This is a genomic window from Shewanella waksmanii ATCC BAA-643, assembly GCF_000518805.1.
GTDB lineage: Bacteria > Pseudomonadota > Gammaproteobacteria > Enterobacterales > Shewanellaceae > Shewanella > Shewanella waksmanii.
Genome location: NZ_JAEH01000051.1, coordinates 1 through 13,680, shown reverse-complemented (window position 1 = coordinate 13,680; position 13,680 = coordinate 1). Strand labels below are relative to the sequence as shown.

The window sequence follows — 13,680 nt, the reverse complement described above, 5'->3', positions numbered from 1 at the left end:
ACTGTTAGTATTTCCGCAAACGATAACCTTGGCCACGCAAGGTCTCGATGGGCTTGTGGCGATTATCTGGATCAAGCTTTTTACGCAGACGGCGAATAAACACTTCAATGACATTGGAGTCCAAATCAAAGTCCTGATCGTAAATGTGCTCAATCAATACCGTTTTTGAAATCACTTCGCTTGGGTGCAACATAAAGTACTCAAACAGCTTGTACTCTGAGCCGCTAAGCTTTACCCCTGTGCCATCAATGTCGATATCGTGGCTGCTGGTGTTTAAGGTATAGGGGCCATGGTTAATAATGGGGCTCGACTTGCCGGCGGAGCGACGGATTAAGGCTTTTAGGCGTGCGACTAATTCTTCAGGCTGAAACGGTTTAGTCAGGTAGTCATCGGCACCTGCATCTAGGCCTTCCACTTTGTCTTGCCAGCTATCACGGGCCGTGAGAATCAGCACCGGGTAGTCAAGTTGCTCGGCACGTAGGGTACGGATCAGGCTAATGCCATCCATGATGGGCAGGCCAACGTCGATAATAGCGGCATCGTAGGGATGTTCTTGGGCTTGAAACAAGCCATCTTCGCCATCGCCGGCAACATCCACGGTAAACTTTTCAGCTTGAAGCTGCAGCTTGAGGTTATGTTGTAGCTCTAAATCATCCTCGACTAACAATAAACGCATGGCAACGCCTCCTTTTGCAAGATGATGTGTTAGCGACTCATGCGGCCGGTTCGTGCGTCAATATTGACGTAGAACACTTGGCCTTCACGGCTGAGTAATTTGACCTTGTATCCCGGGTTGCCATTGATGTGAATCGATTGCGCATTAAGCACTTTTGCTGAGTACTGGTTTTTCGCCATACTGATCGCTTGATTGCGGTTTTTTACAACCAATTGATTAGCGCGCGGTGGTTTAGCTTTTGATTGCGGAGGCTTGGCATTGGCGTATTGATTTACTCCAGCCAATAGTTGCCCATGACTTAAGCTGGAATAGCTTAAGCTCAGGCAAACTAACAGTATTAGACTCAGGGAGTTCTTCATTTACCGTATCCAAAGTAGCCGATTGAAAACTATTAAGTTCCTATTCAAATGCTAGGGGCTTAACAGTTTAGGCGTGTTAAAAATTCGTATTGTATTGAGTGTAAAAGATCCCATGGCAATAGGAAACAACTTGCTGAGCAAAACCAGCGACTTTGGCCGCTAATCTTGCACTATATGTTAAATGGTGACATGGCCAAAATGAACATAAGCTGAATACTCACCTATTGTGAAAGCCCTGAGTACTCATGAGGTTAACGAATATATAGATTAACAGCTGTTCAGCTTGCGTTCATTTAACATCGCTTTTAATTGATAGCAACTTAGTGGTTAAGTTGGAGAATCAAAATGAAGCGAATTCAGAGAATCAAAGGATCGATCCTAAGGTCATCACCCAAATTACAGCGTCGACTGCAATCTATGTTATGGCTCGGCTGTTGTATGTTAATTATGACGGTAAATGGCGCCATGGCGAGCCAAGATACGGCTCGTCACAAAGGGGTTACTTCCGTCGATTTCAGCCAGCCACACAGTGTGGAGGGTGAGCAAAAAGCCGCTAAGCTGGCGGCTAAAATTAACCCGCAACCTGATAGTTCAAATCAAGTTGCTAGCGACAGCATTGTCCCTAGTGCTGCGCAACAGGTTGCTGAGCACAAATTGAATGTCAACCAAGGCATGATACGCACAGCTGTTACCGACGTGAGAAAACAAGCGGCTGAAAATCATGGGGTGACGGCAGCAGATATATTCTCCAGTGGCCAATCTTTGTATCGAGAGTTTAGCCTTTACGATGCCTACACGCGCTTGTTTACTGACAACAATGGTGATGGTTACTACCAAACACTGAGTATTACTTTTGATGCTGATGTGTACAGCATGTATGTCGGTGAGCGTGCTGAGGTATTTGCCGATATGTATTTAAGTCGTAATGGTGGGCCTTGGGTGCTGTACCACACCACAGACATCTTCACCATTATTGATGATAGCTCAGATGACGACTATGAAGTGCTCAGCACCCTGCACACAGGTTACCCTAGCGACAGCTATGACGTGTTAATTGACTTATATGAAGTGGGTAACCCCAATATTGTTGCCAGTATCAGCAGTGAAGATACCGACAACCTGTACGCTTTACCGCTGCAAAGTAGCGACTATGATGTTGATTACGTTGAGGTGGTTGAAGTCTCGGGTGGTGCACTCGGTGTGGGTGTATTCTCTGTGTTACTGCTACTGGCTTATCGCCGTAGGACTTAGTATCGCCAAGGGTAAAACACTCAAAATTGAAAGCGGCAATGGCCGCTTTTTTGTTGTCGCTAAGGTATGATAATTGTTACCTAGATGACAGATATAAACATGTTATGAGTCAAACAACAGCAATTACTCAGGTTACCTATAACGGCAATAGCCAAGATACAGCACTATGGATTTGGGAAAACTTAGTGCCGGACCAAGGCCGTGCACACAGTTTGCAAGGCGAGGTGTTGCGAGTAATAGAGGCGCTGTGTTTTGAAGCCCAGTGCAATGGCAACTTAAACTGGGACAGCCAATTTGACGCGCTCATTGATTTCTTACGCCGAGCCTATTTAACCGATGCTTACCCCATGGCGGCTTTCTTCTCTGCCCATGACATCGACAAGATAAGCCAAGATATCGACCGTCTAGCGACATTTATTTTGCCCACCCAGCTCGATAGTCGCGTATACACCGACGAGTTACCCTACATAGAAGAGGACCTATATAACCGCTTAATCGCCCAGTTAGTACGTTATTGCCGCCATGCTCCCGCCCTCGTGCCGCTAGCAGAATAACCTCGACAACATCAACAGCAGTGTTTGGCATTAAAGGCTTAATATCTGGAAGGTTTTGGTCTACTATGTTGATAGCTTGTTATTAATGTTATGTGAGGGTTTGATGAAACAATTCAGTGTCCGTGTTATCGCTGCAGCGGCGCTATTACTGTCAAGTAATGCCATGGCTGCCAATGTTGCCGATATTAAAGGTTACTATTTAGGAGTGTTAGGCGGTAACGGTCAGCTTTCTGCCGGCGATTTCGATGAATCTGCGATCAGTTATGGCCTCTATGGCGGGTATTATTTCAGTAAAAATTTCGCGGTTGAATCTAACTACATTCTGACAGATAACTTTGTCGACGAAGGCGATGTTAAAGCTGATCAATTATCGCTGTCGGCTAAATTCCATCACTATTTCAGCCCAATGTACTCCATGTTTATTAAAGCGGGTATGGCAAAAACCAATCTTAAGGCCACGCCTGATTTTGACGGTACGGGTTGGCTATGGGGCGCCGGTTTTAATGTTGCCTTTAGCAATCAAGTTAATGTGCGCTTAGCTTATGAAATGCTCTATACCGACTTAGAAAATAGTGCCAGCGAGACCTTAGAAAGCGATCTTGGGACGGTATATTTAGGTGTGCATTATCAGTTTTAGTACCTAGGAGTACTAAATCAAACCACCGCATTAAACTCGTTATACACGGCTGCCATTATTAGCCATTTGATAGGGATTTTTCATGAAAAGATTAAGTATTATTAGTGCGCTAATGGCAGCAAGTTTAACGGCGCAAGCAGCTCAGCCCAGCCCCGCTCAGTTGGCGCAAAGTGTGGAGCAAGCTTTGCCTAAGCTTGAGCAACTTTACCTGCACCTGCATCAACACCCTGAATTGTCTTACCATGAGCAGCAAACAGGCCAACGCATGGCGACCGAGTTAAAACGCTTGGGGTTTGAGGTGACTGATAATTATGGTGGCTATGGCGTGGTGGCGATATTTAAAAATGGCCAAGGGCCAACGGTGATGGTGCGCGCCGACACCGATGGGCTGCCAATTACTGAACAAACAGGTAAAGATTACGCATCAACGGTCACCACCCAAGATGAAGATGGCAATACTGTTGGGGTAATGCATGGCTGTGGTCATGATATTCATATGACCAGTTTAATTGGCAGCGCCGAGCAGTTAGTTAAACATAAAGATCAATGGCAGGGTACATTGATGATGGTGGCCCAACCTGCTGAAGAGGTCGGCGGCGGTGCCAAAGCGATGTTAAAGCAAGGACTATTTAGTCAGTTTCCCACGCCGGACCATATTTTGGGATTACATGTGAGTGCCTCATTACCTGCAGGACAGGTGGGAATCGCCCCAGGTTATGCACTGGCTAATGTTGATTCAGTGGATATTACCGTTAAAGGCAAAGGCGGCCATGGTGCCTACCCGCATACCACAATCGATCCAGTTGTATTAGCATCGCGCATTGTTTTAGCTTTGCAAACGATTCCGAGCCGCGAAGTGTCGCCGTTAGCGCCCAATGTGGTGACGGTAGGTTCTATCCATGGTGGCTCTAAACACAATATCATCTCTAATGAAGTGAAGCTGCAGCTGACATTACGCTCCTACGATCCACAAGTACGTTTGCAGCAGATTGCTGCGATAAAACGCATGGTGAAAGGCATTGGTATCAGCGCCGGACTGACCGAGTCTTTGCTACCTACGGTTTACGTGCATAGTGATGAAACCATCCCCTCAACCTATAATGATCCGACTCAAACTGCGGAGATCCGCGATAGCATTCGCCAAGCGATTGGTAGTGACAATGTGGTGAAGTCGGAGCCCGTTATGGCCGGTGAAGACTTTGGTTTATATGGCTTAACGCCAGAGAAACGTCCAATCACCATTTTTTGGTTAGGGGCGGTAGAGCCGACAAAATATCAACGTAGTGTCGACAGCGGTAAATTGCTACCTTCACTGCATTCGAGCTTGTTTGCGCCTGATTACCCCGACACCATCAGTACCGGTGTGAAAGCCACAACCGCTAGCGTAATGGATTTATTTAACGCTAAGTAGTGGTTCAAGGCAGAGTGTTTGCAGCGAGTGTTTCAGTCACTTGAATGAATGGCTGTTGGATTAATGGCTATTTCATAAATACTTTGCCACCAATCATCTTAAATGCCGGTGTGCCACGCACTAAGGTGTCCCTAGCAAATACCTGTTGGCATTGTGGGCACGTACAGGCTGTTAGTGTGTGGTCGCTGACGATGCGTTCTTTAAAGCACTTTACCAGTGCCCCTTTTCCGCCCTTGCGGTACTTATACAATAACGCCTTACAGTTAGCGCAAAAGATGTCGACTGTGCGAGTAGGGCCTTTCTTATTGGGTTTTGCCACGCTGATACCATTAAACTGTGAGCGGGTTATTGTATGTCAAATTTTCGCTCATATCAGCCGCTTTATTGTCAATATTATCCAGCAAGCTAGATGTTATTTAACTCATCTCTATTAAACCTTAAAACCAATTTGATCATAAAAGCCAATTAATTATTAATGATAATTGACTTAACCGTTAAGTATAACTATTTGGCTGCGGCTGAAAATACAGCTAATTAGCTCGTATGATTCAGTTTTGTTTCTCCTATAGAAAAGGGTGGGTTGAGCGTGATTTTATTTCGACTTGTATTTATTGGCGATATTAAAATTAAATGCTTTGTAAGCTGATAAAACTCAATTAAAAAAGCAATGTGGATCTATAGAATAATTAAAAGTTTTAAACATAAATTTAACATACTGTATAAAATATGTAATATTCGTTTTGCTTTACGCTGTGAGATAAAGCGAAGCGCCTTTCTCTTCGGGGTTAGATATTAAGGAGAACAGGCATGGTAAATGTCCGTTTTTTTCCGTTCTAATGAGGAAGAGTTTATATGGAAAGTCAATACACAAAATTAAGCTGTGGCACAGTGTTGCTGCTAAGTTTAATGGCCGCTCCCAATTTAGTGAGCGCCAACGTCAATCCCACTGTTGCCGTGGTACAGCCCAGTTATGTAGACAAGCTGGTCCTCGGTTCTGATTTGATCATAAAAGGTTCACTCATCGATATTAGCGAGAAGCTGTCGCTTGAAGGTATCCCGTATACTTTTGTCACTTATCAAATAGATGACACCATTAACGGTCGCTATGATGATACTGAAATTACGCTGAAGTTTGTTGGTGGTGAATTTGAAAATGGTAACCGACTTAGTGCCACTAATTCTCCCGTAGTGACATTAGGTGAACAGGCCATTTTATTTGTACAGCAACAAAAAGATACTGGCTGCGATTTTGTTGAATGTGAACATGGCAGGATGTTAATAAAAGAGCAGCAAATTTATACCGCGAATGAATCAGCAATTTTACTTGATGGTAAAGGAGAGGTTAGCTATATCAGCCATGCACAACAGCAAGGCGAAAAATATCGTGATGAGTTAACTCAGTCAAATGCTGATGCCTTCGTACAACATTTAAAGCAGATCGCTAATCAGCCCAGCATAATGGGCAGTGTATCGCTTAAACCCGTAGTGAATATTGATAAAAACCTTGAATTTAATGCCTATCCAGCGCTGAGCCGAGCCATGGCTGGTCCCCAAGTGCCCAAAGCCTTACAACGTCGTGTTGAAGCGGCTGACTTGGCGCAGAAAGCTGTGGCCGGATCTCACGATGCTTGGGAGCTTGAGCAACTTCAGCTTAACGGCGGAAACCCTGTACTGGGTGGTGATTCAGCGAACAAATAGTGACGCAACATAGCTATTTTGTGCAGAAAATTTAAGGAACAATAATGAAAACTAAACATCTTGTTGCGAAACTTGGTATCGCAACCTTACTTACCCTTTCAAGTTCTCAGGTCATGGCGTATCAATATTGGACTGATTGCAGTAACAACACACCGCGTAAATGGCCAACTAACAGTGTGACCTTTAATGCTAACCCAGCCGGTTTTGGGGGCAACTATACTTTTTGGCGTACATCTTTTGCTAAGGCGCTAAGTCAATTCAATGCGACCCCTGTGAATTTAAACATTGGCGTGGCACTCGACAATGACAACTTAGTGGGAGTGGGCAACGGAGAAAGTGAGATCTGGTGGGACAGTAGCGGTAACTCTGCCATTGGCTACAATGTTACCAACCCCTGTGGCGTGACGGTTGAAGGCGATATTATTTTCCATAATACCGTGGCTTATGACGACAGCATGGAGCAGAAAACTAACTTCTGGAACTATGGTGGTAATAGTCGCACCTTTGAATCTACAGCCTTGCATGAAGTTGGACATACCGTGGGTTTAGCCCATGAAAATCGTTACTACAACATTATGGGGACAGACTATACCCATCTGCACACCAGTGGTGAAAATCAGCTGCTCTCTTATCTGGGCGAAGATGCCGTGAATGGTCTTATCAATCTTTATGGTTCAACCACTAAGCAGGATTTATCCGTTGCGGCTTGGCGACACATAGGTTCATCGGGTGCGTATAGTAATCATGGTCGAACCCGATTATTCAGCAGCGCCGGCAGTGAGCTAAGCAGCAGTGTGGCTAACTCAAGTTGTAGCAATACCCAGTGTGAAAGGCGTTATAACGTGGCGATGGGCGATACCATTGGGTACGAAATGACCCTTGAGAACAATGGTAGCCACAGTCAGTCGGTTGTGTTGGGCTACTACATTTCAACCAATGCCACTATTACCAGCAGTGATACGCTAATAGGCACTGACACGGTGACGATTACCCGTAATACACCAGATACAGTGGTTAAATCAGTAGCAATTCCCACCAATTTGGCGCCCAATACTGATTATTATCTAGGGGTGATTGTGGATAACAGTGATGCCGTGTCGGAATGGTCAGAGCAAAATAACAGTAGCTATATGCATATTCGAACTGGTGCAGGCGGTCAGAATCAAGCACCAACAGCTCAGGCCAATGGCCCATACAATGGCGCGGTCAATGCCGCTATTTCGTTTAGCAGCAATGGCTCGGTCGATACTGATGGTAGTATCGCCTCATACCAATGGAATTTTGGCGATGGTAACAGTGCCAATAGCGCAAATCCTAATCATAGTTATGCTGCGGCAGGTAACTACACTGCTACGCTGACGGTGACCGATAACCAAGGTGCCAGTCATACAGATTCGGCCAGTGTGAGTATCACCAATGGCGGTGGTAATAGTATTGAGAATGCCTGTTTAACTGAGTCTCCCATGTATGGTCAGAACCTCACCAGCGGCGACACCATTTGCGTGCCTACAGAGACTATCAGTAACCGAATAAAGTACTTTTATATCTATGTTGATTCGAGTGTCAATAGTATAGAGATCCGCAGTGATCATGGCAGTAATAATGGCGATGTGTTTTACAAGGCGTCGAGCTGGGCTACTAGCAGCAATTATGATCAACGCTCCATTAATAGCGGCAATACCGAGTCAATTACGGTCACTAACCCAACTGTCGGTTGGCGTTATATCAGTATTGTAGGCGCTCACTCGGGCATGAGTTTAAAAGTCGAACTTAAATAGCGGCTAAGTAAAATAATAAGCCAGTGGCATTAGCTCACTGGCTTATTTTCTGGACTCAATATCAAGTACTAAGCCATTTTAGGCGCTGCAGATTTGGCCGTCGAAAATGGACTCAGTGCTACAGCACAGTTAATACCTGTTCCATTGCTAAACGTGATTTAGGCAAGCTGGCATTATAGTCTTCAGTACTGTGATGATAGCCCATGGCTAACGCCACTTCACAAACAAATCCGCCCAGTTCTTCTTTAAATATCTCACCGATTAACTCACTATCGACGCCTTCCATGGTGGTGGAGTCAATGCCTAAACGTGATAGCACATGTAAGGTGTTACCTAAGGCTAAATAGGTTTGCGACTTGGTCCAAGTTGCCGTGTTACCGTTTTGGTCAGTATTTAGTTCAGCAAAAGCGAAGCCGGCAAAAGCTTGCTCGCGATCTTCAACCTTAGTGCGCCCATCTGCAATGCCTTTATCAACCACTTTGGCGTAATCATCACGGGTATAGTGCGGGTTATGGGCAAACAATATGATGTGAGAGGCTGACTTTGCATGGGGCTGGTTAAACTGAAACTTGTTGGCAAAAGTGTCATGAAAACGCTGCTTAGCCGCGTCAGACTCTATCACAATAAATTTCCACGGCTGCGAGTTGATTGATGATGCCGACAGTCGAGTTGCTTCATAAATCACCGCTAAATCCTCAGATGAAATGCGCTTGCTGGCATCGTATCGTTTAGCGGTGTAACGGTTTTCAAGGTCGGTAATAATCGCGTGAGTCATAATCAATACATCCTATTTGTGGTTGCCAAGCTATAGCTTAGGTCAAACTATCAATGTGGCCATGTTAATCGGCTTTATACAACCAGAAAAGCGCTGTTGATTTGAATGATTATCAAAAATGATTTGTTAATCACAAAATGATGCGGTGAGTTGCCAGTGTGTGATGGTCAATTGAACATGTTAATTCTAGTTATTGCTTAACAATAAAACAGTTTGTTCTAGATAATCACTTTTGGGTAATTAACTAGCCTAGCTGAGCGCTGTAAACAGGTTGAACTAGGCTGAGGGGCGCGCATTCTGAGCTTAAAAAATAGCGGTAATCAGAAATTGCCGGCGGGGCTATGGCGCTAATGTGACCGCAGTGCCAAACACCATGATTTCTGAAGAGCCATCCATTATCGCGCTGGTGGTAAAGCGAATGCCAACAATGGCATCGGCGCCTTTTTCATTGGCATTTTCAATCATGCGTTGGATAGCGGTATCTCTGGCCTCGGTCATCATTTCGGTATAACCGCGCAGCTCACCACCCACAATGCCTTTGAGGCCCGCCATAATATCGCGTCCAATATGTTTCGATTGCACTACATTGCCCATGACAACGCCCACAACTTGCGCTATCTGCTTTCCTGGAATGGTGTCTGTGGTTGAGTAAATCATAAAATCTCCTCGTAAAGGCAAACAATAAAGTGGTATCGGGAGCGGCGCGCACTCATGCTGTAATGTTACCGCGAGTTGTTAATATACATCGTTTGGTTAGCTGAGGTTAGGCCGTTTTACCTGATAGGTACTGCCAGTTTTGGTAAGTGCCAATGGCATAAAATGTACCGATAATGAAACAGATCCCCGAACTGACCAACCAAAAGCTTAAGCTGTTGCCGGGAAACATCGGCATGATGGCAACAAAAGCCACGCCCCGAGTGAGGTAGATCAATGAGATAACAACTAGGGCGAACTTTAGCAGTGGTAGTTTGATAATCGCCTTGGCACCGGATAAGCCATACAGAGACCATATGGCTAAAATAACGACGATTATTGCCGTCACCACACTGGGATACCAAAGTCCTTGCTCGGCCATTTGTGCCATTTGCTCTCCAGCACCAAAAAATCGGTACCAATCCGCGCCAAAAATAATACAGCCTAAATGGGCTAAGGCCGCAATGGCGCTGCATGTCGCCCCCAAAACTAAATAGATATTAATGCGGCGTTCACCTGCTTGCATGACAACTCCGTTTGATGACATCTTTTGGTTACTTATTACAAAATCACTTAGCTATGTGGCGTGGGGGAATCAAGCGTCTGGCTGTTATTTTTCGCTTTAAATCGATGGGCCAAGCTGGTGAAAGATAAGGTGAGTACCACGCCACTGGCAAGGTAGTATATCTGCAGTATTAATATCTCGTAGCGAGTATAGGCCGCTACGCCGTCGAATAAGCACAGGCATAGGCCAATAAGGCTCAATAGCGCAAATAGGTTTCGGGCGAGGACATTAAAAGTGAGCATGAGTAAAGCAGCGAGTTGCAGCGGAGCAACAATAGACAACTTAAGCCAATGGGGAAGCGATGAGTTAAAGCCGTGCCAGCTCATCGCCTCTACAATATCTGCGCTGTACACCAAGCTGCCAGTCAGGTAATGCATAAAAAAGCTTGATAGGCACACCAACAAAACAGAGAGTTTAAATAGGGTTTCTAGTTTCATCTTATCTTCCTTTAAACAATCGCGCAGTCCAGTGCAAATAGCAACGCTAGCTTGAGCGCCAGTGTGAAATAGAGCTTAGTCCATACCCACATAACCCGGCATGGCCTGAATACGGCGGCACCATTGTTGTATTTTGGGGTATGTGGCTAAATCAAAGCCGCCTTCGTGGGCAACATGGGTGTAGGCATACAGTGAGATATCGGCAATGGTAAGCTCATCGCCGACTAAATATTGGCTTTGGGTAAGCTGGGCTTCCATTATCTGCAGCGCTTTATGCCCGCCTGCCTGCAGTGATTGATATTCTGCTGCTCGCTCTTGTGGCATACCTAAGTATTTTTGTATAAACCGCGCCACGGCAATAAACGGCTCGTGACTGTATTGTTCGAAAAACAGCCACTCATACACTTTAGCTTTGCTGTAATTGTTGCTGGGGAGGAGCGGAGTTTGGTCTGAAAAATAGCCCAAAATTGCATTCGATTCACATAGCGTGCGACCATCATTGAGCTCTACTGCAGGAATTTTGCCATTGGGGAATCGAGCTAAATATTCAGCGGTTTTAGTTTCACCATCCAAAATATTGACGTGTATCCATTCATGATCAATAGACAATAAAGATAATAAAAGCTTAACTTTTAAACAGTTACCTGATTGTAAATTCCCATAAACTCTCATTGTTCCTTCCTTGATGTTCAGCAAAGGTGAGTACCACAACATAATTGCCAAGTGGCGCTACTTTAACGCCCGGCGGCTAAGATTGTAGCGGTGTCACTGACCTTTTTAAATATAATGCCCATGCAGCAAACACAACTTCAGCAACTAAATACAGGTACATAAATAAGTTGGCTTGACCGTCGACTAAGATACCTAAAAGGCGAGAAAAAGCCATAGAAAATAAGGTAATGGCGATAACGGTTAGTGCTAAGTTAGTCTGTTTTTGCCATCTCATAATGCAAATGAGAGACAGGCCGATAGCAAACTGCGCACCACCATAGGTTGCTCTAAAATCGATTGTCGCTGAGGCGGGAGCAGGGCTGGCGCCGGTGACCCAATGGGCCATCTCTACGGGAATTAAGGTAAAAACTGTGCCGTAGAGTAAGAAAAATAGTGCAGTTGCACACACCAAAACTTTTGCCATACCGACTCCTTTAGTATCGCTTCATAAAAACTATCGCTGCCATGTTTTAGCAGCCTCTTTAGCAGCACTTTGTGTTAATATGCGCAGCTTAAGTGCAGTGCCACTGCATCTACATTATTAGGACGGTAGCGAACAGAGCTAATAAGCCTATAAAAATAATCGCCACTAGCCAATTAGGCAGTTGAGTGGTTGGTGCAGGCTTGTTGCTACGTCCATGAATGATATCGATAAATTCAGTGCCTTTTTCGGGATCGTACTGGGTTGTTGCTAGTGCCACGGTGACCACCGGCCCTAACAACAGTGAGCCTATAAGGTAAGCTAACGGACTACGATTGCCTAAATTGGCGAGTGCGGTGTTGATTAACGCTAATGTGCCCCATCCTAGGATGTACTCTTCCATGAGGTAAACTCCATAAACTGATTAAACTTAATACCTCCTATTGAGGCTGAAGCAGTCGGCGCAACGCGCCTTGCCAAGCTAGCCTATCTATAAAGCCCGCTTAATGCGCTAGCAACAAGGTGAAGATGAGTTATTTTCATTTATCGAGTCGATGCAGGAACAAATAGCTGCTAGTTATTGTTAATCGGTAAACTGAGTTAAGGCTAACGCCTTGCTCACCGGAAAATTAGGAGCGTAGCGAGTAATTTTTCCTAGTGCAGCAACTTGTTAGGCCTCTGCGTCATAAACTTCTCTGATCTTTTGAGCCATTTGTGGCGTGACCGAAAAACCTTCTGCTGTGATGTGACTTAATGCGACATAAGGTTTGCTGCTACCGCCATTTGGTAATCCTAGCTCTTCCTCTATATCGTTTTCTAATACCACTGAAGAACCTAAGTTGTTATCGATCTCATCAACAATTTTTTGTGTTGATCGATCTGCTGACGCAATTGCATCTACCCCTTTGTGAGCTTGATGATCTCGGTCATAAACAGCCACATATGGGATAGAAAACTTATTCATGAGCTTAACATAAAGAGGGATATTATCTTTTGAGCCGCAATCGATTAACGTATATTCGTACCTGAAAATATCAAGCTCTTTCGCCAACAGAGGAAATACAGTTTTTTCTGTAGCGCCCTCTAGCAAAACAACTTTACTTGCAAAAAATAATTCCCCACGATCAGGGTTGATCCAGTAGGAAAGGTTGAAATCTTTCTTTGAATCCCCTTCAAATAAGTCTTCGGTGCACTGTTTAACCTTAGTTCCGTTTAACTCATCATCCTTTGTTGCTATGTAAATAGACTTATAACGCTCAACATCAATTAAACCGCTTGAGTGAGTACAAAGAATAACCTGACTCCCTGACTCAGACAAAGCCACGAATGAGTCGAATAACGACCTTTGTGCTTGGGGATGCAAATAAAGCTCAGGCTCTTCGAATATGAAGTATCTTGAATTTGATGCTTTGGTAAGCCCCTAGAACAGTAGACACTTCATAGAGTTATAATGAACCAAAAATATGAGGTGTTACATGCGCGGAAAACGATATCCCGACGAATTTAAAATCGAAGCCGTTAAACAAGTTACAGAACGTGGTCACCAGATCGCCGATGTGGCAGAGAGATTAGGCGTTACTCCCAAAAGTTTGCACAACTGGATTAACAAGTTTGATAAGCCAGAAAAGCAACACGTCACCATTGATAATCAACAAGACGAAATACGTAAGCTCAAGGCGGAGTTACGTCGAGTAACCGAAGAGAGAAATATCCT

At 44.7% G+C, this 13,680-nt stretch carries 18 protein-coding genes and 1 pseudogene; 7 read left to right on the top strand and 12 right to left on the bottom strand.

Going from position 1 to position 13,680, the window contains the following annotated elements; translation table 11 throughout:
- Positions 1-4: 4 nt before the first annotated feature.
- The gene (locus L865_RS0117110; RefSeq protein WP_028774362.1) at positions 5-676 is read right to left on the bottom strand and encodes a response regulator transcription factor; all 672 of its coding nucleotides are present in this window, start codon (positions 674-676) and stop codon (positions 5-7) included.
- 29 nt (positions 677-705) lie between these two features.
- Positions 706-1,035: a PepSY domain-containing protein gene (locus L865_RS0117105; protein WP_028774361.1), complete on the bottom strand. Its 330-nt coding sequence runs from the start codon at positions 1,033-1,035 to the stop codon at positions 706-708.
- A gap of 438 nt (positions 1,036-1,473) precedes the next feature.
- On the opposite strand from L865_RS0117105, the gene L865_RS24630 reads away from it, so the two are divergent.
- The 4 genes from L865_RS24630 to L865_RS0117085 all read left to right on the top strand — a co-directional run bounded on the left by L865_RS24630 (position 1,474) and on the right by L865_RS0117085 (position 4,888).
- On the top strand, positions 1,474-2,286 hold the full coding sequence (locus L865_RS24630) for a choice-of-anchor H family protein (RefSeq protein WP_051484669.1): 813 nt from the start codon (positions 1,474-1,476) through the stop codon (positions 2,284-2,286).
- Positions 2,287-2,390: 104 nt separating this feature from the next.
- Entirely contained in the window at positions 2,391-2,840 is a 450-nt protein-coding gene (locus L865_RS0117095) for a hypothetical protein (RefSeq protein ID WP_028774360.1), read from the top strand.
- 103 nt (positions 2,841-2,943) lie between these two features.
- On the top strand, positions 2,944-3,477 hold the full coding sequence (locus L865_RS0117090) for an outer membrane beta-barrel protein (RefSeq protein WP_028774359.1): 534 nt from the start codon (positions 2,944-2,946) through the stop codon (positions 3,475-3,477).
- Between the two features lie 82 nt (positions 3,478-3,559).
- Positions 3,560-4,888, top strand: coding sequence for a M20 metallopeptidase family protein (locus L865_RS0117085; protein ID WP_028774358.1), 1,329 nt, complete (start codon positions 3,560-3,562; stop codon positions 4,886-4,888).
- A gap of 67 nt (positions 4,889-4,955) precedes the next feature.
- Here L865_RS0117085 and L865_RS25185 read toward each other — a convergent pair whose 3' ends face one another.
- On the bottom strand, positions 4,956-5,207 hold the full coding sequence (locus tag L865_RS25185) for a hypothetical protein (RefSeq protein WP_084632570.1): 252 nt from the start codon (positions 5,205-5,207) through the stop codon (positions 4,956-4,958).
- A 533-nt stretch (positions 5,208-5,740) separates the two neighbouring features.
- On the opposite strand from L865_RS25185, the gene L865_RS0117075 reads away from it, so the two are divergent.
- A complete protein-coding gene (locus L865_RS0117075) occupies positions 5,741-6,586 on the top strand; it encodes a hypothetical protein (protein ID WP_028774356.1) in 846 nt (281 codons plus the stop codon).
- 44 nt (positions 6,587-6,630) lie between these two features.
- The gene (locus L865_RS0117070; RefSeq protein WP_028774355.1) at positions 6,631-8,364 is read left to right on the top strand and encodes a PKD domain-containing protein; all 1,734 of its coding nucleotides are present in this window, start codon (positions 6,631-6,633) and stop codon (positions 8,362-8,364) included.
- Between the two features lie 118 nt (positions 8,365-8,482).
- Here the strand turns inward: L865_RS0117070 and L865_RS0117065 are convergent, their stop codons facing one another.
- The 9 genes and pseudogenes from L865_RS0117065 to L865_RS26090 all read right to left on the bottom strand — a co-directional run.
- Positions 8,483-9,139, bottom strand: a complete 657-nt coding sequence (locus tag L865_RS0117065) for a nitroreductase family protein (RefSeq protein WP_028774354.1) — start codon at positions 9,137-9,139, stop codon at positions 8,483-8,485.
- A 339-nt stretch (positions 9,140-9,478) separates the two neighbouring features.
- On the bottom strand, positions 9,479-9,796 hold the full coding sequence (locus L865_RS0117060) for a heavy metal-binding domain-containing protein (protein WP_028774353.1): 318 nt from the start codon (positions 9,794-9,796) through the stop codon (positions 9,479-9,481).
- Between the two features lie 106 nt (positions 9,797-9,902).
- Entirely contained in the window at positions 9,903-10,358 is a 456-nt protein-coding gene (locus L865_RS0117055; protein ID WP_028774352.1) for a hypothetical protein, read from the bottom strand.
- A gap of 47 nt (positions 10,359-10,405) precedes the next feature.
- Entirely contained in the window at positions 10,406-10,834 is a 429-nt protein-coding gene (locus L865_RS0117050; RefSeq protein ID WP_028774351.1) for a hypothetical protein, read from the bottom strand.
- A gap of 75 nt (positions 10,835-10,909) precedes the next feature.
- Positions 10,910-11,506: a glutathione S-transferase family protein gene (locus L865_RS0117045; RefSeq protein ID WP_028774350.1), complete on the bottom strand. Its 597-nt coding sequence runs from the start codon at positions 11,504-11,506 to the stop codon at positions 10,910-10,912.
- A gap of 76 nt (positions 11,507-11,582) precedes the next feature.
- Positions 11,583-11,969 (bottom strand): DUF4345 domain-containing protein, encoded by a 387-nt coding sequence (locus L865_RS0117040; RefSeq protein WP_028774349.1) that lies wholly within the window; start codon positions 11,967-11,969, stop codon positions 11,583-11,585.
- A 109-nt stretch (positions 11,970-12,078) separates the two neighbouring features.
- Entirely contained in the window at positions 12,079-12,369 is a 291-nt protein-coding gene (locus tag L865_RS24090) for a hypothetical protein (RefSeq protein WP_037471449.1), read from the bottom strand.
- A 267-nt stretch (positions 12,370-12,636) separates the two neighbouring features.
- On the bottom strand, positions 12,637-13,209 hold the full coding sequence (locus tag L865_RS24085; RefSeq protein ID WP_425423645.1) for an ATP-dependent nuclease: 573 nt from the start codon (positions 13,207-13,209) through the stop codon (positions 12,637-12,639).
- A gap of 30 nt (positions 13,210-13,239) precedes the next feature.
- Positions 13,240-13,359: pseudogene (locus tag L865_RS26090) on the bottom strand (AAA family ATPase); the annotation flags it as partial.
- A gap of 82 nt (positions 13,360-13,441) precedes the next feature.
- Between L865_RS26090 and L865_RS0117025 the strand changes: the two are divergent.
- On the top strand, positions 13,442-13,680 hold a 239-nt coding region (locus L865_RS0117025), incomplete at its 3' end, for a transposase (protein WP_028773850.1).

Excerpts from the sequence above, each read along its gene's own strand:
- L865_RS0117110 (WP_028774362.1), bottom strand. The coding sequence starts at position 676 with ATGCGTTTATTGTTAGTCGAGGATGATTTAGAGCTACAACATAACCTC.
- L865_RS0117105 (WP_028774361.1), bottom strand. The coding sequence starts at position 1,035 with ATGAAGAACTCCCTGAGTCTAATACTGTTAGTTTGCCTGAGCTTAAGC.
- L865_RS24630 (WP_051484669.1), top strand. The coding sequence starts at position 1,474 with ATGTTAATTATGACGGTAAATGGCGCCATGGCGAGCCAAGATACGGCT.
- L865_RS0117095 (WP_028774360.1), top strand. The coding sequence starts at position 2,391 with ATGAGTCAAACAACAGCAATTACTCAGGTTACCTATAACGGCAATAGC.
- L865_RS0117090 (WP_028774359.1), top strand. The coding sequence starts at position 2,944 with ATGAAACAATTCAGTGTCCGTGTTATCGCTGCAGCGGCGCTATTACTG.
- L865_RS0117085 (WP_028774358.1), top strand. The coding sequence starts at position 3,560 with ATGAAAAGATTAAGTATTATTAGTGCGCTAATGGCAGCAAGTTTAACG.
- L865_RS0117075 (WP_028774356.1), top strand. The coding sequence starts at position 5,741 with ATGGAAAGTCAATACACAAAATTAAGCTGTGGCACAGTGTTGCTGCTA.
- L865_RS0117070 (WP_028774355.1), top strand. The coding sequence starts at position 6,631 with ATGAAAACTAAACATCTTGTTGCGAAACTTGGTATCGCAACCTTACTT.
- L865_RS0117065 (WP_028774354.1), bottom strand. The coding sequence starts at position 9,139 with ATGACTCACGCGATTATTACCGACCTTGAAAACCGTTACACCGCTAAA.
- L865_RS0117060 (WP_028774353.1), bottom strand. The coding sequence starts at position 9,796 with ATGATTTACTCAACCACAGACACCATTCCAGGAAAGCAGATAGCGCAA.
- L865_RS0117055 (WP_028774352.1), bottom strand. The coding sequence starts at position 10,358 with ATGCAAGCAGGTGAACGCCGCATTAATATCTATTTAGTTTTGGGGGCG.
- L865_RS0117050 (WP_028774351.1), bottom strand. The coding sequence starts at position 10,834 with ATGAAACTAGAAACCCTATTTAAACTCTCTGTTTTGTTGGTGTGCCTA.
- L865_RS0117045 (WP_028774350.1), bottom strand. The coding sequence starts at position 11,506 with ATGAGAGTTTATGGGAATTTACAATCAGGTAACTGTTTAAAAGTTAAG.
- L865_RS0117040 (WP_028774349.1), bottom strand. The coding sequence starts at position 11,969 with ATGGCAAAAGTTTTGGTGTGTGCAACTGCACTATTTTTCTTACTCTAC.
- L865_RS24090 (WP_037471449.1), bottom strand. The coding sequence starts at position 12,369 with ATGGAAGAGTACATCCTAGGATGGGGCACATTAGCGTTAATCAACACC.